The organism is Leadbetterella byssophila DSM 17132, from assembly GCF_000166395.1.
In the GTDB taxonomy this organism is placed as follows: domain Bacteria; phylum Bacteroidota; class Bacteroidia; order Cytophagales; family Spirosomataceae; genus Leadbetterella; species Leadbetterella byssophila.
In genome coordinates this window covers 3,213,058-3,235,192 of the sequence record NC_014655.1, presented here as the reverse complement: position 1 = coordinate 3,235,192, position 22,135 = coordinate 3,213,058, and the positions used below count along the sequence as shown (strand labels likewise).

Here is a 22,135-nt window from a genome sequence, read left to right as displayed (position 1 = left end):
TAAATTTTCTGTTCGCAATTTGGATATGTCGATAATAATCAGAAACTTAGCTTATAAACGTTTCCAAAAACTCCATTTTCAGGAATTAAAAAGGACTTCAAATTGAAGTCCTTTTCCATTTTATTTCGTTGAGTAATTCGGCGCCTCTTTGGTGATTTGTACATCATGAGGGTGAGATTCACGTATACCGGCAGCTGTAATTTTAATGAATTTGGCTTGTTTCAAAGCTTCAATATTACCTGCTCCTACGTATCCCATACCAGCTTTCAAACCTCCGGCTAATTGGTAAATGATCTCTCTTGCAGCTCCTTTATAAGGCACTCTACCTACTATACCTTCCGGTACTAATTTCTTAGCATCAGTAGTAGAATCCTGGAAGTAACGATCCTTAGAACCATCCTCCATAGCTTCTAGAGATCCCATACCCCTATATGACTTAAACTTCCTGCCTTCGAAGATCACTACTTCTCCCGGAGCTTCTTCTGTTCCGGCTAGAAGAGAACCAATCATAATGGTACTTGCCCCACCCGCAATAGCTTTAACGATATCTCCGGAGAAACGAATACCCCCGTCAGCAATTACAGGAATTCCTGTTCCATTAAGAGCTTCAGCACATAGATGAACCGCAGATAACTGTGGCATACCTATACCGGCTATGATTCTAGTGGTACAAATACTTCCCGGACCTACTCCCACTTTCACTGCATCAGCACCTGCTTCAGCTAAAGCTTTAGCTGCTTCTCCTGTAGCAATGTTTCCACAGATCACATCCAAATTAGGGAATGCTTTCTTCACACTTTTCAAGGCATCTATAACACCTTTAGAATGTCCGTGAGCAGTGTCAATACTGATGACGTCCACACCTGCTTTAACCAAGGCACTTACGCGGTCCATTAAATCAGCGGTGACACCCACTGCTGCACCCACTAATAATCTACCAAGCTTGTCTTTTGCCGCATTTGGCTTGTTTAGTTTTTTAAGGATATCCCTATAAGTGATCAAGCCTACAAGTTTGTTATCTTTATCTACTATAGGTAATTTTTCAATCTTTTCACGCATCAAGATATGTTCCGCCTCCTCTAAGGTGATGCCTTCTCCCGCAGTCACAAGTCGTTCTACGGTCATCACTTGAGTGATAGGTAGGCTCATATCGGATTGAAAACGTAGGTCTCTGTTCGTTACTATTCCCTTTAACCTGTTTTCTGAGTCGATTACCGGAATACCACCCACTTTAAATTCTCTCATGATTCTGAGTGCATCTCCTACTAGAGAGCTTTCATCTAAAGTGATAGGATCAATGATCATTCCGCTTTCAGAGCGCTTCACCTTTCTCACTTGATCAGCTTGCTCCTCAATGCTCATGTTTTTGTGGATAATACCGATACCCCCTTCTTGTGCAATGGCAATGGCCATTTCGTGCTCTGTTACCGTATCCATGGCAGCAGATACAAGAGGTAGGTTCAAAGAAATATTACGAGTAAGTTGAGTACGGGTTTCCGTATCCTTAGGTAAAATTTCTGAGTAGGCTGGAACTAAGAGGACGTCGTCGTAGGTGAGTGCTTCAAAAAGAAGCTTAGATGAATCTATCATGATGCAAACAATACATGTTATTATTTGCGGTGCAAAGTTAGCACATTTGAGGGTTCCGTGTATGTGTTTACTGGATTTTTTTAGAAAATCGCTTCAATGGACTCTCAATGAACTTTCCTTCTTTCCGCTTTTGTTATATTAATATGGAGATAATGATCCCTTTGGTGGACGAAGAAGGTACGGTGCGAGGTTTTGCGGAAAAGATGGAAGTTCACCGCAAAGGTCTCCTGCATTTAGCATTTTCCGTACTGATCTTTAATGAAGAGGGGGAGATGCTAATCCATAAGAGAGCGGATGAAAAGTATCATTCCGCAGGTTTATGGACAAATGCCTGCTGTGGCCACCCCTACCCCGAGGAATCTCTTATCCAAGCCGCTGAACGTAGGTTAGAAGAAGAAATGGGCTTTAAATGCGAGCTTTCGCCGGCTTTTCAATTCACCTACCAGACGGTACTTGAGAACGGCTTGATTGAGAACGAAGTGGACCAAGTCTTTGTGGGTACCTTTAATGGCCTTATTTCTCCTGACCCCACTGAAGTTTCCGCGTACAAGTGGATTCCTCTAGATGCTCTTTTGGAACAAGTAAAAGATGAACCCAACAGATTCACCTTTTGGTTCAAGAAGATCTTATCTCATCAGTACGGAAGTCATGGTCAATGATCCGGCTATAGCCTTGTCATTGAAGAAGCTGACTTCGTCTTTATCATCACTTACTCCCAAAGTATAAAGCAAAGGCCAATAGTGGTCTGGTGTGGGTACAGCCAAGCGCGCATCTTTGTGCAAGCTCATATAATCCATTAATGGCTTATGGTTCCTATCTGCTATATGTGATTTAAAGATTTCATTCATCTCTATAGCCCAGTCAAACCCATAATCCACATTGAAGCCAAGGGCTGGATCTGATCCTGGAGGAATAGAAATCATCCTTAGGTTATGTACCATGTTTCCACTACCTAAGATCAAAACTCCCTTTTTTCTCAAGGAATACAAGTACTTAGCCAATTCGTAGTGATGATAACCTGGCTGATAGTAGTCTATACTCAGCTGGATCATAGGAATATTAGCTTCAGGATACATGTTTTTTACCACTGACCAACTACCATGGTCAAAACCCCAGTCGTGATCCAAACCCACATTTGTATCCTTGATCAACTCTGCGGTAGCTTCCGCTAAAGCAGGAAAGCCAGGGGCGGGGTATTGAACCTCAAAAAGCGCTCTAGGAAAACCTCCGAAATCATGTATGGTTTTCATTTCAGCAGCAGCGGTGACGAAAGTACCCCGTGTCAACCAGTGCGCTGAAATACATAATACTGCCACGGGCTCCGGAATCTGTTTAGCCACCTCTCTCCACTTTCTACTAAACTCATTATCTTCTATGGCATTCATAGGACTACCGTGCCCTACAAACAAGACGGGCATTTTCACCCCATTTTCCGGCAATGCATCCGAAAGTTTCTTTAGCGATGCTAATGTTGACATACCTATAAGCCCTCCTACGGCTAATGTAAATTCCCTCCTTTTCAGAGTTTTAATCTATTTTGTAATATAAGGATTTCCTAGACAATAAAGTTCCTGTTTGTGCAATTAATGTATATACATGCAAAAGAATTAGACATAAAAAAACGTACCCGAAGGTACGTCTCTTTTCTTATTGTTGTTGGCTTTGATCACCGGCATCTTTCAAGTCATCGTTCTGCACTCCTTTCGCCCTTTTCTTAGGTTTGAAAGCCTCAGCTCCCATCTTACCTATCTTGTAGTTTAGCGTAACATTAAAGCCTCTGTTATACCTATAATCAACATTTTCCTGAATGTTTTGGAAAGTATGAAGCTTAGATGTGAACTTCATTTTCTCTGTTAGGAAGTTTTGGGCATTCAACCCTATGCTACCTTTCTTATTCTTGAATTCTTTACGGAATCCAAGGGCATAATGCGCCCATCCGCTTTGGGTACCTTGCGCTACCGGACTATTTCCTCTTAGGTAACCAAACCCTTGAATTTGCCATCCTTTAGCTAGGGTCATCTGGCTCATCAATCTACCGTTCAGGTTCCATCCCTTAGAAGAGAAGTCTAAGCTTATTCCATCTATGTTCGGTGCTTTACCTTCGTACACCATGTGGAAGGCTTCAATTCCTCCGTTAAGTGTCCATTTTGAAGTTATCTGATAATTACCAAAAAGGTTAATACCTGAGGTTCTGCTTTTACCTACGTTTTCAAAGGTGGTAAGGGTTACTCCTTCTCCTCTCTCTTCAAACTGTGTAGTCATGGAAGAGATGGCATTATCCGTAAAGCGTGTAAATACTGAGAAATTGAAATACAATTTTTTAATACCGGCGCTTAAAGCGGCTTCAAAGTTATTACTTAACTCAGGATCCAATTCCGGATTACCTCTTGAGATTCTCAAAGGATTGGATTGGTTTTCATTCGGGTTCAAGTGTTGCATACCCGGTCTTTGTATCCTTTGATTATAGGCTAATTTCACAGTGTAAAGCTTAGCGAAGGTCTTAGAGATGTTAACACTTGGAATGAAGTTGCCATACGCTGGGATGTTCAATTTCCTGATCTGATCTATCACTAATGTAGACGCGGAAATATCTGTGTATTCATACCTACCTCCTACTTTAAAGACGTATTTGTCTTTGGTGGAATAAGTATAACCTAGGTAGGCGGCTCCAATGTTTTGGTTATAATCCAAATTGCCCGGTTGAACAAACGCGTTACCCATACGGTTTTCAAACTTAGAATCCACCATTCTGAAGATACCTTTGGCACCCACTTCTATCAATTGGTTTTTAGAAATAGGAGATGTATAGTCAGTCTGAAGTGTAAACTCCTGATTTTTGTTCTCATTATCATTATCAAAACGCGTTCCATTGCCAAAAGGCACTCTACTAAAGCTTGAATTTGAGTTAGCAGTAGAGTACAGGGTAGAAATACTGAATTCCTTTTGAGGTTTAATGATGTGCAAATAATCCAAGTTAAAATCCCAACTGGTATTTGGCATCTTATTCGTAACATCCAAATGAGAATTTCTAAGTGGGATATTAGTCCCTCCTACTTTCATTAACTCATCGATAAACAAGTCTTGCGTTCTATTGAACGAGAACAAGCCCATCCTTGCACCACCGCTAATAGATTTACTTGCGCTGATATCATAATCTACGCCTAGTGAATATCTACCCATCCACATTTTATCTTTACCATCTCCATATTGTCTAGTAATGTAAGATGTGTCAGGAGTCAAGCCCTCCTGGTAGAATTCTGTGCTGGAAGGATTCCAGTTTCCTCTCCCGAATCCACCTAAGGTAAATCCTAGTTTACCCATCTTCAAACTACCGTTTAAACCCAGGTTACCTCCTCTGTTTCCTCCTCCTAAATCAACGTTTAGAGAGTATCCTTGCAGATTATTCTTCTTCGTAATGATATTAATAATACCTGTGGCACCTTCAGCATCATACTTTGCAGATGGAGACGTGATCACTTCTACAGTTTTCACTTGGTCAGCCGGAATCTGTTTTAAAGCATCAGCAACGGAAGTGGCCATAATGGTAGAAGGCTTGTTATTTATCAAAACTCGAATACTTGAACTACCGCGTAATTGAACATTGCCATCAAGATCCACGGACAAAAGAGGCACTTTACGCAAGATCTCCGTAGCGTCTCCTCCTTTTGAGGTGATGTCTTTATCCGCATTATAAACTAATCTGTCTACGCGCTCTTCAATCACCGCGGCTTGGCCTGTAATTTCTACTTCTTTTAATTGCGTAGCGGAAGGTTGAATAAAGATTTGGCCAAGATTTATGTTCTTTTGATTCACAGAAATCACCTCAGATCTTTTTTCTTCGTATCCTAAGAAAGTAAATTTGATTACGTAATCTCCGTAAGCTAATCCTTTCAATTCAAACTTACCTTTCTCGTCAGTCATAGAGCCATCTATAGGCTGTTGTAAGTTTGGTACTTTGTATAGTGCTAAAGTAGCAAATTCTACAGGGCTTTTTGTGGTGCTGTCTAATAATACCCCACTGATCTTCGCATCCCCACCTTGTGCAAAACTAAAGTGTGCTAGAAATAATAAAAGTAATAGTTTCTTAAACATTAATTGGTTATTTAATAATTTCCCTACAAAGTTAGAGTGAGAAACTGAAGAGACCTACAATTATTAGATCAGAGGCAAAATATTATAGGTAAACGGGAGATACTTACCGATAAGCTTACTAAAATATTGAAAATCAGAAGCAATTTCTGATTAGACAAAGTATTTGTATGATGAGCTATGAGCTAAATCGCCTAAAACTCAGCATTAAATCTATAAATTATTTACTTTGGTCTTATTCCGTATAAAGCATATAGAATAAAGTATAAAATTGCATTAACTCACAAGAATAATTTGAAGACATTTAGAAACGATATTCTATTTCGCGGTATATTCTCCATCGCATTTTGGTTTTTATGGATAGTATTACCTATCCTGAATGCCATACTTGATGGAGCAGAGAAGCGTTTGGAATATCAGATGTTAATTCTCCCTGCCAGCCTATTAGGCATTCCCTTTTTTTATATCAACGCAGAAATCTTAGCCCCCAAATTTTTACATAAAGGAAAAACCGGCAAATACTTTTTGAGCCTGGCTATTTTCTTTGTGGTTTATCTAACGGCATATGTCCAACTGAAAGATTATTTGGTAGACATACATGTGGTTAGATTTTATGATGCCCGTACTCTGTTCCCTGTACTGTTTGTGACAGGAATGAGTACTCTGTACGGTTTGATCACTTTAATTTTGGCACAAACTAGAAAAGCCCAACAGGAGAAATCAGAGAGAATGCTTTCTGAATTAGCCTTCCTACGCTCGCAGATTAGCCCTCACTTTATATTTAATATTCTGAACAGCATAGTTTATCTGATTCGTATCAAATCAGAAAATGCAGAGAAGGTTACCATAGAACTTTCTAAGTTGATCCGTTACATGCTCTATGAATCAGAGAATAAGAACGTATTGCTTGAAAAAGAGATCGAGTATCTGGAGAACTATGTAGGATTACAGAAGGTAAGGTTCGGAGAGGATGCGGATATCCAAATTAGAATTACAGGAAATCCTACTGGACTTGCTATAGAACCTATGTTATTGATTCCTTTTGTGGAAAATGCATTCAAGCATGGAGTGGGCTTAATAAAAGATCCTTTTATCAGCATTGATTTACAAATTTTGGAAGATAAGGTGATACAGTTCCGCGTTCAAAACAAGTGTAGTACCGCGGAAGAAGAACCTAAAGATAAGGACAGTGGTATAGGTATAAAGAACGTCAGGAGGAGAATTGAGCTGCTATACCCAGGCTCCCATAGCTTGGAACTAGGGGAAAAGAACGGAATATTTGACGTATATTTGAGATTAATCCTTAAAAAATCGGAAAAATGAAGTTGCGTTGTATAGTGGTGGATGATGAGCCTTTGGGAAGAAATCTCATGGTAGAAAACATCCATTTGATCCCCTTCCTGGAGCTTGTTGGCACGGCAAAAAATGCTTTTGAGGCCCTGAAGTTATTGGACTCTACAGAAGTAGATTTGATCTTCTTAGATATACAGATGCCTGGTATGACGGGAACGAAGTTCGTGGAGAGCTTAACCCGTAAACCCATGATCATCTTTGTTACCGCATATGAGGAATTTGCGGTGGAATCCTACAATCTTGAGGTGATTGACTATTTGATGAAGCCGGTAAGCATAGAAAGATTTACTAAGGCGGCGAATAAGGCCTACGAAAGGTTCAAGATGCTTAACGGAGAGCCTACACCAAGTACAAGTGGTTTAGACTATATGTTCGTCAATGTAGAGTATTCACTGGTCAAAGTAAACTTTGATACTATCACCCATATTGAAGGTTTGAAGGATTATATCAAGATATTCGTAAATACGGCCACTCATCCCATATTGACTAAATCAACGCTTAAAGGTATAGAAGAGAAGTTACCAACGGGTAAGTTTTTAAGAGTTCAAAAGTCGTTTATCGTCAACCTGGATAAGATTGAATCTATTAGAAACCATAGAATCAGCATTGGGAAATATGAAATCCCGGTTAGTGACAGCAGCATGGAAAGTCTTTTAGAAGCAATTAAATATAATAAATAACCTAAACTATGAAGAAAAGTTTATTCCTGATCAGCCTCTTGATATCCTCAGCTGCTGCCATAGCACAGCAAAGAGGTCCTGGGGGTGCACCCGGAGGTCCTGTACCGGCTCCTACACAAGCAGCTCCTGCGGCCGCTAATGCACCTAAAGGTGAAGTATCTAAGTCTAGAACCTTAGACCCTGACATGAATGTGGTAACAGAATCCTCTGTAACCATCAAAGGGCAAAGAGTTCCTTATAAGGCAGTAGCGGGTACCCAACCGGTCTGGGATGAAAATGCAAAAATCATAGCTTCATGTTTTTATACTTATTATGAGAGAACAGATGTAAAAGATAAGTCGAAAAGACCTTTAGTTTTCTCTTTCAACGGTGGCCCTGGATCTGCTTCCGTTTGGATGCACATCGCCTACACCGGACCGAAAATCCTTAACATTGACGATGAAGGTTATCCTGTACAACCTTACGGATACAAGGACAACCCTTACTCTATCCTAGACGTTGCAGATATCATCTATATTGACCCTGTGAACACAGGATTCAGCAGGATAATTGACGCCTCCGCACCAAAAAGTACTTTCTTTGGTGTTAACGCTGATATCAAATACTTAGCAGAATGGTTAAACACTTGGGTAAGCCGTGTGAACCGTTGGGCTTCACCTAAATACTTGATCGGCGAAAGCTACGGTACCACTCGTGTATCTGGTTTGGCTTATGAACTTCAAAATAACCACTGGATGTACCTTAACGGTGTAATCTTAGTTTCGCCAACAGAATTAGGTATCAACAGAGATCAGGTTAATGCTGCCGGCCTACGTTTACCGTACTTTGCGGCTACTGCATGGTACCACAAAGCGCTTGACAATAGTCTTCAAAGTAAAGACCTGACTGCCATGCTTCCTGAAGTAGAGAAGTTTACAGTAGAAGAGTACCTACCTGCTCTAGTTCAAGGCGGTAGCATGTCTCCGGAAAAAAGAAAAGCTATTGCAGCGAAAGTAGCTAAGTATGCAGGTTTAAAAGAAGAAGTAGTACTTCAAAATAACCTTCAAATCAGCACTAACCTTTTCTGGAAAGAATTACTACGTGATAAAGGATACACTGTAGGTAGATTGGATTCAAGATACTTAGGTATAGATCAGAAGGATGCGGGTGAACGTCCTGATTTCAACTCGGAGTTGACTTCTTGGTTACACTCTTTCACTCCTCCGATCAACATGTACCTGAGAGATGAATTGAAGTTCAAAACAGACTTGAAGTACAATATGTTTGGGCCGGTTCACCCATGGACACAAGACAGAACGAATGTAGCTGAGAACCTAAGAGCGGCTATGGCCATGAACCCTTACCTTCATGTATTCACTCAAGCTGGATACTATGACGGCGCTTGTGACTATTTCAATTCTAAGTACAATATGTGGCAAATGGATGCCGCAGGCAAGTTACAAGATAGAATTCACTGGAAAGGTTACCGTTCAGGTCACATGATGTATTTACGTAAAGAAGACTTAATTCAAGCTAATGATGATTTGAGAGATTTCATTAAGAAAACTACTCCAAAAGAAGGCACTCCAGCGAAATATTAACCCTAACTATACGTAAACTCAAGCTTGCGGTCTTAGGACTGCAAGCTTTTTTTTGTTCGCATAACAAGCATCTTCTCAAACTGTTTCCTAACTTTGCAATCCACTTGAAAAGAAGCATGACAAAGAAGATTTATCTTGATAATGCGGCAACTACGCCCATTGATCCCGCGGTCTTAGAAGTAATGATGCCTTATCTTACTGATTTTTTTGGCAACCCATCTTCTATCCATTCCCATGGTAGAAAGGTTAAAAGTGCGATAGAGAACGCTCGAAAGACCGTGGCCTCGCTTTTAAATACTTCACCGGGAGAGATCTTCTTTACTTCAGGTGGTACAGAAGCAGATAACACGGCTATATCTCAAAGCGTAGCAACTTTGGGCATTAAACATATAGTTTCCAGCAGATTAGAGCACCACGCCGTTCTACATACTTTGGAACATCTGGAACACGCAGGGAAAATCAAAGTTACCTTCCTAGAGAATGATTCACAAGGCGTTCTGGACATTGACTCTTTGCCAGCCATCCTGGAAAATGAGCCCAATAGCATGATTTCCTTGATGCACGGTAATAATGAAATTGCTAACCTTCTAGACCTGCACAAAGTAGGTGAAATAGCCAGAGAGTATAACGCTCTTTTCCACTCTGATACCGTACAGACCATGGGTCATTATGCTTTTGACCTTCAAACGCTTCCGGTGGATTTTATCGTAGGTGCTGCGCACAAGTTCCATGGCCCAAAAGGTGTAGGTTTCTTATACATCAACGCTAACCACCGCATCTCTCCTTTCATACATGGAGGAGCTCAAGAAAGAAACATGCGTGGAGGTACAGAAAACCTTTACGGCATCATAGGCTTAGCAAAAGCTTTAGAGCTGGCCAATGCGGAACTACAAGAGCATCAAAGACACGTGAAAGGAATCAAGGCCCTAATGATCCAAGAGCTAAAAGACAAGATTCCGGGCGTACAGTTTAACGGTAGGTCAGCAGATGTAGAGAACAGCTTATACACAGTATTAAACGTGAGCTTCCCTGAGCATCCGGATAATGAAATGCTCCTGTTCAACCTGGACATCGAAGGAATCTCTTGCTCTGGAGGTAGTGCCTGCTCAAGTGGAACGAACCAGGGTTCACATGTTTTGAATGCCCTAAATGTAGACGGAGGAAGGGCGAATGTCCGCTTCTCTTTCAGTAGATTCACTACAGAAGAGGAAATCCGTCAAGCTATCCAGATCCTTCAAAGAATATTCACCGCTTAACGACCGCGTTTCTTCAGCGCTAGGTCATGAGCCGTGTCATAATAAGAACGCAGATTAGTCCAGTCGAAAATGTCTGAGATGTTTTCGACTCTATTTCTCTGCATGATTCTTTCTCTCCTACTTAAGGTGACAAATTTGAATAAGATTTCTGCCAATTGATCAGCGGCCTTATTGAAGTTCTGATCCTTCCTATTCACCACGTATATTCCCATGTTTTCATGATCTGCCATGAGTCCCTGGATATAATCTCCGAAACCTGACAGGTCAGAAGTCACTGTAGGTATACCTCTTACTATACATTCCAGAGGCGTGTAACCCCAAGGTTCGTAGTAGCTTGGGAAGATTCCCAAATGACAACCTCTCACGAAATGTGAGTATTCCAGCCCAAACAATGGATTTGTGGCTGAGATGAAGTCAGGATGATACACAAACTTCACCCGGTCTTGCTGGTGATTCTGCAGGTTAGTTTGTTCGAAGAAGCGAACGATATCGTCTTTTTCTTTTAGGATATGCGTAACCGTCCGAGGGAGGGTCTTAGTCTTCCAAGTCTGAATGGTTCTACGAAGGCGTAGTCTCCAATATTCACTTACGAACTGGTTCAGATCCGGCATGGTGGTGTCTTCATTAGAAGCAGATGCATGGAAGAGGTGTTCTCCCACTTCTTTCTCTATGGACTTACAAGTTTCTTCAATCTCTTCCATCACGGCTCTGGATTGAAGCACCTGAGGATCTATAGAGAATACGGGATTCCGGGTGATGATAAACATCACTACCGTGATATCCAGACCGGATTGTACAATCTTAAAGTTGAGGCGTTTTAAGGCTTCCAGAGTAAGGTCATATCCCTTGTTTTTATACTCGTATCTACCGGAAGTGAAGAAATACAGGGTATTATCCAGATCCCAGGAGTAGCTCTGGAAGAAGTGCCCCATGACAAACTGATTGATCTTCTGTTTGTACTTGAGGTGCAGGTTTTGGAACTCGTGGGTGGCGGCAAAACGGGTGATGTTCAGACCGTTTGGCAGTATGAGATCACATGTCCTACCGTAGAACACTTCACATTCCCTGGCGGTAACTTCAGAAACCGTGGTGAGTACGTTGCAGTACTGGGCGGATAGTCGCTCGATGCCTGCCTGGGCTTCTATACCGTAGAATTTAGCTTCATTTTCCCAGTTGAAAGTGGAGAGTTTTTCGTAGAAGTCGTCTCTATTTCCGGCGATATACCTACCTAACATGGTAGCATGGGTGGTGAATACCGTACTAACGTTAACATTTTCCTTCTTGAGGTCAAGAAGTGCACTGGAGGCCATCCATTCGTGGAAGTGGACGATGCACTCCTGGTTCTTTGGCTTAGCGCTGACAAAGGCCGTGATATAGGACTTCACCATACTTCCGAAGGCGATGACACTACTTACGAGCGGCTCGCTGTTCAGGGTAGAGATCTTATGATTCGCCCATAGGTCGAATTTGAGTTGGTCGATCTTAGATAGGGCTTGTTGGAAATCCACCAAGATAATATTGGGATTTCCGGTCACCAACCATCTTCCGTAGAAGGCATCTATGCCTTGGTTTCTGAGGTTTTGGGCTACGCGAGAGAAGATGGACTCATCCTCATCAATGCGTTCGAATTCAATGCTGGCGGTTTGTGGGAAGTACGGACCAATGAGGCAATAATTTTCACCCCATTCTTCCACCATGGAAGGCACTTTGGATCGGATCACGGTATAGATCCCTCCTACCTGATTACACACTTCCCAAGCTACTTCAAAGAGCAGAGGTTTTAGGGTAGTACGTTTTGTAATTTTTACGGTTTCTTCCTGTTCTCTTTTCAATCTTATCCCCGCCATAATGCATTTATTATTAGTCGATTCCCAGTTGGCACATTTATAAAATAAGTACCAAATCACCTAAAAATAGTAACAAATTCCAATAGGACAAGGGAGAGGTGGAAAATAATGTAATGAGAGGGTAAAATGGGTGTGGGGAGGAGTTAATTAATATGTAATAATTAAAGATTGTGGAAGAATATTGATTTTATGATATAAAGGGATAGGTATGCTGGCCATTTGAATGCATTAAAAAAAATCCTTAGCAACTAATCAAATATCTTATTCATCAATTATCCACCTACTATTCAAATAATTACCCCCTTAATATATAACAAAAATTTAGAGGCGTGTGGTTCATTTTGGAGAATTTGGATGTTCTACCAAAATTCTTGAAGTAAAAGCCATGCACTAAGAATACTAATTATTATGATCTACAAGAAGAATCCTTGTTCAACTAAACCTGTAAATAACCGTTAGGATATCTACTTAAATCATGTATTATTCAATAGATTACATTTGATTCAACATAAAAATTAGGGTCATCAAATGTCATTGTATACCACATGATAATCTTGAGGGGCTTAGTACCTTAGCATTAAAAAAATAAAGTCTGCTGGTGTGTTCAGTTCACATGCGTTCACTAACACCATCAACAGACTGAAATATTATGTATTATGTCTCTTTTTAGACTGTACTAAATGGGGGGAGCTTACAGATTTGCGTGGCAACCTCACGGTTCTCAATTTAAAATAATTGAAGAAATACCTCAGAATTGTATTTATAAAAAAATAAAAGAGCCCAATATTCTTGACAAAGAAAACGTCTTAAAAACATTAGTCTTTAATAAAACATGGATCAAAGTTATTAATAGGATAAAAAACAATTGAAAATTAAATAATAATCTTCAATTACATACTAATAGTTGGAATTAATTTTGACCTTTCAAATGATGGCGAATGGAGTCTCTTTGCTCAAAATTTAAACTATCAAACAATTCTTGAAAAGCACTTCTTCTTGCCTTACCAAGGTAATTTTTATAAATGACGTCCGAAATTAAATTCGACCTATCATTGTTACAAAAATAGCAAGATGCGACAAGATTAGAAGGACTATTGTCATTAACATTAAAATTTTTATGATCTAGTTCAAAATGAAGGCCACTATAGCCATAATTACCTCGTTTTCTAGGCATAATAACTTTGGCCATAATAAGTTGCTGGATCAATCTTAAGTCAGTATTGCAGTAATAACATTTCAACTCTTGTGATTTAATTAGCTCAACCCAGTCGGAAGACCCAAAATTTTTTTTCTTCTTAAACCTTATTTCCTCCAATGTAAAATACTCATCCAAAGAAATTTCCTCCTTAAATTGTGACAAATATTCATCAATAGTCATAGATTTTTGCCGTAGAAATGTGAAGACAGATTTATTTACTCACTAATAAGATCGCAATAATTAATCACAACCTATAATTATAGACAAAAAAAATTACTTTAAGACTTCTCCCCCCAACTTTTCGACTTGATCCAAGTTTTGTCGTTGATCCTTGATCCCTTAATCTTTTTCGTTAAGATGCCGAAATGTTGTGCAAGTATAAAACAAAAAAGGCCTGCATCACAGCAAGCCTTAGATTTCATTGCTCCCGAAGCTGGGCTCGAACCAGCGACCCTCTGATTAACAGTCAGATGCTCTAACCGACTGAGCTATTCGGGATTGTGTCCTCTGAAATCGTGGTGCAAAGGTATAGTGATTTCAGATACGTGTCAAGCGATTACTCAAAAAAAACCTCATAATTTTTCAACAAAAAACACAAGTGAATCATTACAAGGGCATTATATACGCATATTTTTTTAGGCCAAGGTCATACGACCAAACACCCTATTCAACACCTTAAAGTAGATTTGTCCAAACTTATCGTAACACCACAATTTCAACTCCTTGATTTCATTCGGCAGTAATTCGCGGATCCCCTTTCTTAACTCCTTCTCAAACAAGACCCTATCAAAACTCACTTTTTCCAAAATAACTTTGATGTATTCTAACATGATCATAGCGTATTTAAGCGTTCAAATCCATAACGAAAATACACTATTTTTTATTAAAATTTTCTCAAAATTTCGATAGACTTTTTTCTAAAGAAGACTCCAAATACCCCTCCTCTCCAAACAACTCCAACAAGCGCACCAATACCTCTTCCACCACCGCGTCCGGACACGAAGCCCCACAAGTCAAAATAATGCGCGTGTGCGCTTTCTCGCCTAGAAAATTAACACTCACCTGCTCATGCCCCTCATGGAAATGCAAGATCTCCCTTTCTGATAAAATACCCGTAGCGGACTTAATAAAGTACGTGGGCACCTTTTCCTCTAATAACTCCACTAGATGGGATGTATTCGAACTGTTATACCCCCCTACCACTATGGCCAAATCCGCCTCTTCCTTCAATAAAGCTAATGTGGCATCCTGATTATCGTTCGTGGCATAACACAAGGTATCCTTTGTACTAGCGAAGTATTGCGGCAAGGTCACCTCATCCAGACCATAGTACTTTACCAACTCTTCTTTCAGATAATTGGCTATTTCCTGAGTCTCGGTGGCCAGCATCGTAGTCTGATTGACTACCCCCAGCTTCTCCAGGTGCTTTTCCGGATCAAAACCCTCAGAATACCTGCCCGCAAATCGTTCATAAAATTCCTCTACCGGCCTCTCCTTACGAATAAACTGAGCTAATTCTCTAGCCTCCTGAATATCCTTGATCACTACCGTATTCGCAGATGCATTACTGTGCGAAAAAGTAGCGCGGGTTTCCTCGTGCTTCGGCTTACCATGAACCACAACCGTATAACCTCTTTCCCCAATTTGATTTGCCCTGTTCCAAACCTTTTCTACGAATGGACATGTGGTATCATACTTATAGGGATCTATGCCTCGATCTGACAAATCCTTCTGAATCTCTATGGTAGTACCAAAAGCCGGTACTATAACAATGTCTTCTGGGGTAAGTGTATTGAAGTCGACCAACCTATTCCCTTGGGTATCCATCAGAAACTTCACCCCTTCGGCTTGTAAATCCGCATTTACATCCGGATTGTGGATCATTTCACTTAAAAGAAAAACCCTTTTGTCACGATGCTCCTGAATGGTCCTATACGCTATCTCCACTGCATTTTCTACTCCATAGCAGAATCCAAAGTGGCGAGCTATCAAAACACTGACCTTCTCAAACTCCAAAACGGTAGGCTTAAAGTCGCGCTTCAATTTATCTTTCGCCCTTCTGGTTTCTTTGATTCTAGAAATTACCGGGCTTTTATATTTAACAGGAATATCAAAGGTCTTCATCTCAATGTAAATGTTCCACAATTTCAAAACCTAGTAGCCTAGGCCTTTGTTCCAAAATTATGGAAATAATCTGAGGGGTAGATGCCTTTTATGACTAAATTCGCGTTTCATCCTAATAGCATTAATGAGTAAAAGACTGCTTCTTTCAGTCCTATTCCTAGGTTTAAAGTGGTTGAACGCACAAACTTCCTTTATTCCTCTGAACCATGATTCTGAACATTTTTTGAACAGACTGGAAGTAAAAACCGGCAGGTTATCCAATGAGTTTCATTCCGGCATTAAACCTTGGTCCAGACAGGCAGTGGCTGCGTATATACAAGCCATAAGCTCAGAGGAATATTATAGTTTAAATAAATTCGATCGAAAAAACATCGATTTTATTCGGAATGACAATTGGGAGTACATCTCAAATGATAGCAGTGATAGTCGCCCAATTTTGAAATACATCTTCCGAAAGAAAAACGACTTCCTTCACTATAGCGACGATGACTTTGACATTCACGCATCCCCCATCTTGTATCTGGATTATGGACAAAATTCCGCTTACGGAAACTGGGAAAGTAAGAATGTATTTAACAATACCAGAGGGGTAGAAATTAGAGGTAGAATCAATAAGAAAATTGGGTTCTACACCATGATGACGGACAACATCACTGCTGCACAAAACTACCAAACCGCCTACTTCCAGGGTGCAGGTGCGTTCCCGTACGAGTCCTTTATCAAGATTAAAAACGACGACAGCACCCAAATGCAGATGAACTATTTCCAGGCTTTGGGTTATATCACCTTTAAACCTGTTAAAAGTTTACAACTGACCTTCGGACATGATAAAAACTTCATAGGACATGGAGAAAGATCTCTGATCTTAAGTGATTTCAGTGCCCCTTATCTTCAGGCCAGATTGGATCTCAAATTAGGGCGATTCCAATACCAGAACATCTATGGACAGATGACGAACCGTCAAGTGGAAATAGTCCAGTACAGCCAAGAGACCAATAAACCAAAATACATGGCACTCCATCACCTGAATGCCAATATCACCTCCAAACTGAATGTAGGTATATTTGAAAGTGTGATGTTTGGGAACCGTAAAATAGGATTTGATTTGAATTACCTTAATCCAGTCATCTTCTACCGCTTTATAGAGGGGTATTTAGGTAGTTCAGACAACGCCATAGTAGGTTTAGACTTCAAATGGAAAGTATTCAAAACGGCTAGTCTATATGGCCAATTTGTACTTGACGAATTCAATAAAGAAGAATTCAAAAAAGACAAATGGTGGGCAAGGAAGTATGCTTGGCAACTAGGAGCCAAATACTACGATGCCTTCAGCATACCACAATTAGATTTACAAGTAGAGTACAACCGTGTAAGGCCATATACTTATTCGCATTTTTCTACTTATTCTAACTACGTCAATTATAACCTACCTGTAGCGCATCCATTGGGAGCAAACTTTACAGAGACTTTGGCCAAAGTTCAGTACCAGCCTTCACAAAAATGGAGCATACGTTTGACGGGTAACTTTGCCTTCAAAGGCGTAGATACAGACAGTACTAACCACGGAGGAGATATCCAAAAAATCAATAATGTGAATAGGCCAGGAAATTACGGGATCAAACACCGTCAAGGTTTCTCAAACCGTATTCAATTCTTTGAGGCAAGGTTATCCTACATGCCATGGCATAATATATACGCAGACGCTGTATACAGAATACGGAAGGATTCCTTTGTAAAGGAAGGAACAGAGAATATCTTTACATTAGGAATAAGATGGAACTTCCCTTATAGATCCTATATGTTCTAAATTAACAAAGACATGAGACAGGACTTTTTAAAGGGCGATAGTGAGTCCCCAAAGGACAAGGAGTTGGAGAAGGCCCTTCGGCCCCTGAGCTTTGATGATTTTGCAGGTCAGGACAAGATTTTAGAGAATCTTAAGGTCTTTGTATTGGCTGCCAAAATGCGTTCAGAGGCATTAGATCATGTCCTCCTTCATGGACCTCCAGGCTTGGGTAAAACTACGCTATCGCATATTATAGCAAATGAATTAGGGGCTAATCTCAAGATTACTTCAGGCCCCGTCCTAGATAAGCCTAGTGACCTAGCAGGCCTTCTAACATCTTTGGAACAAAATGATGTCCTGTTTATCGATGAGATCCATCGTCTAAATCCTATTGTGGAAGAATATCTCTATTCCGCCATGGAGGATTACAAGATAGACATCATGTTAGATAGTGGGCCAAATGCTCGATCAGTTCAGATAGGTCTGAATCCTTTTACGCTCATCGGTGCTACTACGCGTTCGGGTCTACTAACATCTCCCTTAAGAGCTAGATTTGGTATCAATTCCCGACTGGAATATTATGATGCCCAATTGCTCTCAAAGATCTTAGTGCGCTCTGCAAGTATACTTCAAACGCCCATAGACGAAGACGGTGCATACGAGATAGCCAGACGCAGTAGGGGCACGCCTAGAATAGCCAATAACCTCTTGAGAAGAACGAGGGACTTCGCCCAAGTGAAAGGAGAAGGAGTCATTACCGTGGAAATAGCTAAGATGGCACTAGCTGCTCTGGATGTGGATCAAGATGGTTTGGACGAGATGGACAACCGTATCCTGAGTACTATTATAGAAAAATTCAAAGGGGGGCCGGTGGGCCTAGGAACCATTGCCACTGCGGTAGGTGAAGAAGCGGAAACCATTGAGGAAGTTTATGAGCCATTCTTGATCCAAGAAGGATTCTTAAAGAGAACTGCCAGAGGTAGAGAGGCAACTGAGAAAGCATATAAACACCTAAATTTGGTGCCAAAATATAGGACTGGAGAATTGTTTTAGAGAGTCCAATAGAAAACCCTATTGGACTCTTCTCATCATTGAAAGTGTAACAACTTTTTCATTTTTTAGAAAGGGAATACTTCCCTCCACCTGTGAAGAACAGGCTTAGTCCTACTAGCATATACATCACCAGTAATTCCACTGCCCAACCCCCAAAGTCATTTAGTTTAAATAGATAGGATGACTGACCAATCACCAAGGCACAGAGGCAATTGAAAGCGAAGACCAAAGCGGCCCATCGCGCATAGATTCCCGCAATCATCATCAAGGGAGCTAAAACCTCACCAATATACACACCGTATGCTAAAAAGCCGGGAAGGTGAGATTGCACAACCATTTCCTTAATGGGCTCAATCCCATTTATCACCTTTCCCACTCCATAAAAAAGCATAGGAAAGCCAATGGCAATTCTAGCCAGTAATAGACCTACATCCTTATTTTTAAAATAATCTAACATAATTTAAACGGTATATTTGATAAAAATTCCCACATTTGAAATGCAATTCTGCATATAGTTAAACTGGTCCAGATTCACACCTATACCAGCAATCAGGCCCTGCTTCTTGAGACCTGCCCTACTGTATTGAAGTCCCCTCTGCAAGCCCTTATCGTTTAAATTCCCTATGGCCATAACTTGGAAATATCCACGTAAGGCAGTGTTTAATACAGGGGTATATTCCACATTCAAAGCTTGTTCAAAGTTGAAGGTAGATTGATAGGTTACACCCGCAGAATAAGAAATAGAAAGGGATGGTTTAAAATAGCGATAATTCAATAATAGGCTGGAGAAATTACCGGGATTCTTCAAACCCACACCTACCTGTACAGCAAAATTCCTCGTGAAACCATAGGTCAACATGGTCCTTATAAAATAAATATTATTAGGCTTCCCCTTATATTCTACATCTAGCAAGCCCAAATGAGACAGGGTCAAAGAAGAGTTAAACTTCACTCCTGCTTGATGAAGGAAGGTAGTGGAACGGTGACCCGCTAAAATGTCAGAAGAAAATTGTGGCTTCTGTGCCTGCATGTAAACGGGAATAAAAAGGATAAAAAAGAATGCTTTCATTTTTTGCTCAAAATCTTGAGCAAAATTAGAGAAGCCCAAACGGGCAAAAATTAAGATATCTTAAGAAATGGAACGTTTCCTACGGAGGTAACTCAGGTACTCCACAGTTATTCCCAGATAAGAGGCTAACATGAATTGGGGGAATCTCTGATCTATTCCTGGATATTCCTTTAGCAACCTTTCATACTTACTCATCGCATCTGTCCTGTTGCTCTCATAGACGCGTTCTTGGAGAGCTACGTAAGCATTTTGGAATTTCAGTCTCCAGAACTCGCTTAGTGCAGGAATTTCCTTATACAAGGTCTCTAAAGAATCTTTATGCAGGACTATAAGTGTAGATTCTTCAACTGCCTGAATGTTTTTCAGGGAAGGGGTTTCTGTCAGATAGCTGTACAGATCATTTATCCACCAGTTGCCTAGGGCTAATTGGACTGTACGTTCATTTCCCTTCTCGTCAACGGTGAAGGCATGAACGGCTCCTTTCGCCACGAAACGCATATGTTTAGAAACTTGGCCTTGATGTAGTATCATTTCCTTTCTCTTATATGACTTTACTTCCAAATGAGGCAGAATAATGCTTATTTCCTCATCGGAAAGAGGAACCATCTCTCGGAAATGTTCTATTAAAAGGTCCTTCATAGGTTAAAAATCTTACACTAAGATAAACAAAAAAAAAGCGGCTGTATTTCTACAGTCGCCTTCTCTATACATACGGACAAAAAATTATCCGATAGCGATTCTTTTGAAAGAAGAGATCTTCAATCCCTTAACTGTCTTATCAAGTAATTGAGCGATAGTTAAAGAAGGATCTTTTACGAATTCTTGGTTCAATAAAGTTTGTTCTTTGTAGAACTTGTTCAATTTACCTAGCGCGATTTTCTCAAGCATAGCTTCTGGCTTACCTTCCGCTCTTGCTTGTTCTTTACCGATTTCGATTTCTTTTTCAACGATAGTAGGATCCACATCGTCTTTATCTAAACCTACAGGTTTCATAGCTACGATCTGCATACCTACATCTTTACCTAATTCAGCTAAGTCAGCCCCACCCGTTCCTTCAAAAGCTACCACACCGGCTGCTTTCTTGTTAGAGTGAATATAGGCTACAACTTGCTCACCTTCTACGTGTGCGAAGCTGCTGATAACAATTTTCTCACCGATTTTACCCACTAATTCAGTGATATTTTCTTGAACTGATTGACCGTTTTCTAAAGTTGCAGCCAATAGGGTTTCAGTATCACGAACATCACCTGCAACAGCTGCCTTAAGGATGCTATTTGCAAGGTTTTTGAAGTCTTCCACGTTAGATACTGGTTCAGTTTCACAAGCCAAAGCTACCACTTTAGCTGCATTTCCAGTAACTTCAACAAGAACTACACCTTCGGAAGTTTCGTTTTCAGCACGCTTAGCAGCCACTTTCTGACCTGCTTTTCTAAGGATCTCAACGGCTTTATCGAAGTCGCCTTCAGCTTCCGTTAGAGCTTTTTTGCAGTCCATCATTCCGGCTCCTGTCAATTGACGAAGTTTATTTACGTCAGCAGCTGTAATATTCATGTTTTATTATTTTTTTGTTAATAATCAAATTCTATAAAAAGCACAGCCCAAAGCTATGCTTCGGGCTGACTTGTGCGAAGCACACTATCTTATGCTTCAGCTTCTCCTTCAGCTGCGGCTTCTGGAGCCTCTGCTGATTCGTCAGCTGTTTTGATGCGTTTTCTCTTACCTGACTCTTCTTTACCTTCTTTAGCAGAATCAACGGCTCTCTTTGCATCTTCTTCTTCTTGAAGAGCTGCATTTTCTTTATCCGTTTTTCTTTCTAAGATACCTTCTTCGATAGACTTACCGATAGCAAGAGTAATCAAAGAGATAGATTTGTAAGCGTCATCGTTAGCTGGGATTGCGTAATCCACTAATTCTGGGTTAGAGTTAGTATCACACATTGCCACAACTGGAATACCTAATCTTTTTGCTTCAGCGATAGCTAAGTGTTCTCTTTTGATATCAACTACGAAAAGAGCAGCAGGAAGACGGCTTAAATCAGTTACACCACCAAGTAGTCTTTCTAATTTAGCTTTCTCTCTACCTAACATCAATTTCTCTCTCTTAGCGATGTTCTTTGCAGTTTCTTCATCGTTAAGCATTCTTTCTATGTTAGAAAGTTTCTTAAGAGATTTCTTGATAGTAGAGAAGTTAGTCAACATACCACCTAACCATCTTTCAGTTACAAATGGCATTTTCAAACGCTTAGCTTCTTCAGAAACAATCTCTTGAGCTTGTTTCTTAGTAGCTACGAACATCACTTTACGACCAGATCTTACGATACCTTTCAAAAATGCCTGTGCATTTTGAAGAGCTTCCAAAGACTGATTAAGGTCAATGATGTGAATACCATTTTTCTCCATAAAGATGTATGGAGCCATTCTTGGATCCCACTTACGAGTAAGGTGACCAAAGTGTACACCTGCGTCAAGCAGATCTTTGTATTGTACTTGTGCCATTAGATAAAATTAAAT

Annotated in this window: 19 protein-coding genes and 1 tRNA gene; 7 read left to right on the top strand and 13 right to left on the bottom strand. The window is 40.4% G+C overall.

Going from position 1 to position 22,135, the window contains the following annotated elements; all coding sequences use genetic code 11:
• Positions 1 to 120 precede the first annotated feature (120 nt).
• Positions 121 to 1,593, bottom strand: coding sequence for an IMP dehydrogenase (gene guaB, locus LBYS_RS14365; RefSeq protein WP_041823748.1), 1,473 nt, complete (start codon positions 1,591 to 1,593; stop codon positions 121 to 123).
• A 140-nt stretch (positions 1,594 to 1,733) separates the two neighbouring features.
• On the opposite strand from guaB, the gene idi reads away from it, so the two are divergent.
• Positions 1,734 to 2,249, top strand: a complete 516-nt coding sequence (gene idi / locus LBYS_RS14360; RefSeq protein WP_041824782.1) for an isopentenyl-diphosphate Delta-isomerase — start codon at positions 1,734 to 1,736, stop codon at positions 2,247 to 2,249.
• Here idi and ygiD read toward each other — a convergent pair.
• Entirely contained in the window at positions 2,217 to 3,068 is an 852-nt protein-coding gene (ygiD, locus tag LBYS_RS14355; protein WP_013409565.1) for a 4,5-DOPA-extradiol-dioxygenase, read from the bottom strand. The two genes, idi and ygiD, sit on opposite strands and share 33 nt — an antisense overlap.
• A 169-nt stretch (positions 3,069 to 3,237) precedes the next feature.
• Positions 3,238 to 5,682, bottom strand: coding sequence for a TonB-dependent receptor (locus LBYS_RS14350; RefSeq protein WP_013409564.1), 2,445 nt, complete (start codon positions 5,680 to 5,682; stop codon positions 3,238 to 3,240).
• A gap of 291 nt (positions 5,683 to 5,973) precedes the next feature.
• On the opposite strand from LBYS_RS14350, the gene LBYS_RS14345 reads away from it, so the two are divergent.
• The 4 genes from LBYS_RS14345 (at position 5,974) to LBYS_RS14330 (ending at position 10,548) form a co-directional block, all read left to right on the top strand.
• On the top strand, positions 5,974 to 7,002 hold the full coding sequence (locus tag LBYS_RS14345; RefSeq protein WP_013409563.1) for a sensor histidine kinase: 1,029 nt from the start codon (positions 5,974 to 5,976) through the stop codon (positions 7,000 to 7,002).
• Entirely contained in the window at positions 6,999 to 7,712 is a 714-nt protein-coding gene (locus LBYS_RS14340; protein ID WP_013409562.1) for a LytR/AlgR family response regulator transcription factor, read from the top strand. The genes LBYS_RS14345 and LBYS_RS14340 overlap by 4 nt, the downstream gene beginning before the upstream one ends.
• A gap of 8 nt (positions 7,713 to 7,720) precedes the next feature.
• Entirely contained in the window at positions 7,721 to 9,292 is a 1,572-nt protein-coding gene (locus tag LBYS_RS14335) for a S10 family peptidase (protein WP_013409561.1), read from the top strand.
• Between the two features lie 116 nt (positions 9,293 to 9,408).
• Positions 9,409 to 10,548, top strand: a complete 1,140-nt coding sequence (locus tag LBYS_RS14330) for a cysteine desulfurase family protein (RefSeq protein ID WP_013409560.1) — start codon at positions 9,409 to 9,411, stop codon at positions 10,546 to 10,548.
• Here LBYS_RS14330 and LBYS_RS14325 read toward each other — a convergent pair.
• The 5 genes from LBYS_RS14325 to LBYS_RS14300 form a co-directional block, all read right to left on the bottom strand.
• Positions 10,545 to 12,395: a glycosyltransferase gene (locus LBYS_RS14325; RefSeq protein WP_013409559.1), complete on the bottom strand. Its 1,851-nt coding sequence runs from the start codon at positions 12,393 to 12,395 to the stop codon at positions 10,545 to 10,547. The two genes, LBYS_RS14330 and LBYS_RS14325, sit on opposite strands and share 4 nt — an antisense overlap.
• 910 nt (positions 12,396 to 13,305) lie before the next feature.
• Positions 13,306 to 13,773 carry a hypothetical protein gene (locus LBYS_RS14315; RefSeq protein ID WP_013409557.1) on the bottom strand — a complete coding sequence of 156 codons (468 nt, stop codon included), beginning with the start codon at positions 13,771 to 13,773 and terminating at the stop codon, positions 13,306 to 13,308.
• Positions 13,774 to 14,017: 244 nt separating this feature from the next.
• Positions 14,018 to 14,091, bottom strand: a tRNA-Asn gene (locus tag LBYS_RS14310).
• Between the two features lie 137 nt (positions 14,092 to 14,228).
• The gene (locus LBYS_RS14305) at positions 14,229 to 14,423 is read right to left on the bottom strand and encodes a hypothetical protein (protein WP_013409556.1); all 195 of its coding nucleotides are present in this window, start codon (positions 14,421 to 14,423) and stop codon (positions 14,229 to 14,231) included.
• A 64-nt stretch (positions 14,424 to 14,487) separates the two neighbouring features.
• Positions 14,488 to 15,717 (bottom strand): 4-hydroxy-3-methylbut-2-enyl diphosphate reductase, encoded by a 1,230-nt coding sequence (locus LBYS_RS14300; protein WP_013409555.1) that lies wholly within the window; start codon positions 15,715 to 15,717, stop codon positions 14,488 to 14,490.
• A 124-nt stretch (positions 15,718 to 15,841) separates the two neighbouring features.
• On the opposite strand from LBYS_RS14300, the gene LBYS_RS14295 reads away from it, so the two are divergent.
• Together LBYS_RS14295 and ruvB are read left to right on the top strand one after the other, a co-directional pair.
• Positions 15,842 to 17,524, top strand: a complete 1,683-nt coding sequence (locus LBYS_RS14295; protein ID WP_013409554.1) for a capsule assembly Wzi family protein — start codon at positions 15,842 to 15,844, stop codon at positions 17,522 to 17,524.
• Between the two features lie 12 nt (positions 17,525 to 17,536).
• Positions 17,537 to 18,556, top strand: a complete 1,020-nt coding sequence (gene ruvB, locus LBYS_RS14290; protein WP_013409553.1) for a Holliday junction branch migration DNA helicase RuvB — start codon at positions 17,537 to 17,539, stop codon at positions 18,554 to 18,556.
• Positions 18,557 to 18,614: 58 nt separating this feature from the next.
• Here ruvB and LBYS_RS14285 read toward each other — a convergent pair whose 3' ends face one another.
• The 5 genes from LBYS_RS14285 to rpsB form a co-directional block, all read right to left on the bottom strand.
• Positions 18,615 to 19,013 carry a DoxX family protein gene (locus LBYS_RS14285; protein ID WP_013409552.1) on the bottom strand — a complete coding sequence of 133 codons (399 nt, stop codon included), beginning with the start codon at positions 19,011 to 19,013 and terminating at the stop codon, positions 18,615 to 18,617.
• 3 nt (positions 19,014 to 19,016) lie between these two features.
• Positions 19,017 to 19,625 (bottom strand): hypothetical protein, encoded by a 609-nt coding sequence (locus tag LBYS_RS14280; protein ID WP_041824774.1) that lies wholly within the window; start codon positions 19,623 to 19,625, stop codon positions 19,017 to 19,019.
• A gap of 60 nt (positions 19,626 to 19,685) precedes the next feature.
• Positions 19,686 to 20,264 carry a Crp/Fnr family transcriptional regulator gene (locus LBYS_RS14275; protein WP_013409550.1) on the bottom strand — a complete coding sequence of 193 codons (579 nt, stop codon included), beginning with the start codon at positions 20,262 to 20,264 and terminating at the stop codon, positions 19,686 to 19,688.
• An 84-nt stretch (positions 20,265 to 20,348) separates the two neighbouring features.
• On the bottom strand, positions 20,349 to 21,176 hold the full coding sequence (gene tsf / locus LBYS_RS14270) for a translation elongation factor Ts (protein WP_013409549.1): 828 nt from the start codon (positions 21,174 to 21,176) through the stop codon (positions 20,349 to 20,351).
• A gap of 89 nt (positions 21,177 to 21,265) precedes the next feature.
• Positions 21,266 to 22,120, bottom strand: coding sequence for a 30S ribosomal protein S2 (gene rpsB, locus LBYS_RS14265; RefSeq protein WP_013409548.1), 855 nt, complete (start codon positions 22,118 to 22,120; stop codon positions 21,266 to 21,268).
• Between the last annotated feature and the right edge of the window lie 15 nt (positions 22,121 to 22,135).

What these genes read in the sequence shown, in the direction of transcription:
- idi (WP_041824782.1), top strand. Translation starts at nt 1,734, where the DNA reads ATGGAGATAATGATCCCTTTGGTGGACGAAGAAGGTACGGTGCGAGGT.
- ygiD (WP_013409565.1), bottom strand. Translation starts at nt 3,068, where the DNA reads ATGTCAACATTAGCATCGCTAAAGAAACTTTCGGATGCATTGCCGGAA.
- LBYS_RS14350 (WP_013409564.1), bottom strand. Translation starts at nt 5,682, where the DNA reads ATGTTTAAGAAACTATTACTTTTATTATTTCTAGCACACTTTAGTTTT.
- LBYS_RS14340 (WP_013409562.1), top strand. Translation starts at nt 6,999, where the DNA reads ATGAAGTTGCGTTGTATAGTGGTGGATGATGAGCCTTTGGGAAGAAAT.
- LBYS_RS14335 (WP_013409561.1), top strand. Translation starts at nt 7,721, where the DNA reads ATGAAGAAAAGTTTATTCCTGATCAGCCTCTTGATATCCTCAGCTGCT.
- LBYS_RS14330 (WP_013409560.1), top strand. Translation starts at nt 9,409, where the DNA reads ATGACAAAGAAGATTTATCTTGATAATGCGGCAACTACGCCCATTGAT.
- LBYS_RS14325 (WP_013409559.1), bottom strand. Translation starts at nt 12,395, where the DNA reads ATGGCGGGGATAAGATTGAAAAGAGAACAGGAAGAAACCGTAAAAATT.
- LBYS_RS14315 (WP_013409557.1), bottom strand. Translation starts at nt 13,773, where the DNA reads ATGACTATTGATGAATATTTGTCACAATTTAAGGAGGAAATTTCTTTG.
- LBYS_RS14305 (WP_013409556.1), bottom strand. Translation starts at nt 14,423, where the DNA reads ATGTTAGAATACATCAAAGTTATTTTGGAAAAAGTGAGTTTTGATAGG.
- LBYS_RS14300 (WP_013409555.1), bottom strand. Translation starts at nt 15,717, where the DNA reads ATGAAGACCTTTGATATTCCTGTTAAATATAAAAGCCCGGTAATTTCT.
- LBYS_RS14295 (WP_013409554.1), top strand. Translation starts at nt 15,842, where the DNA reads ATGAGTAAAAGACTGCTTCTTTCAGTCCTATTCCTAGGTTTAAAGTGG.
- ruvB (WP_013409553.1), top strand. Translation starts at nt 17,537, where the DNA reads ATGAGACAGGACTTTTTAAAGGGCGATAGTGAGTCCCCAAAGGACAAG.
- LBYS_RS14285 (WP_013409552.1), bottom strand. Translation starts at nt 19,013, where the DNA reads ATGTTAGATTATTTTAAAAATAAGGATGTAGGTCTATTACTGGCTAGA.
- LBYS_RS14280 (WP_041824774.1), bottom strand. Translation starts at nt 19,625, where the DNA reads ATGAAAGCATTCTTTTTTATCCTTTTTATTCCCGTTTACATGCAGGCA.
- LBYS_RS14275 (WP_013409550.1), bottom strand. Translation starts at nt 20,264, where the DNA reads ATGAAGGACCTTTTAATAGAACATTTCCGAGAGATGGTTCCTCTTTCC.
- tsf (WP_013409549.1), bottom strand. Translation starts at nt 21,176, where the DNA reads ATGAATATTACAGCTGCTGACGTAAATAAACTTCGTCAATTGACAGGA.
- rpsB (WP_013409548.1), bottom strand. Translation starts at nt 22,120, where the DNA reads ATGGCACAAGTACAATACAAAGATCTGCTTGACGCAGGTGTACACTTT.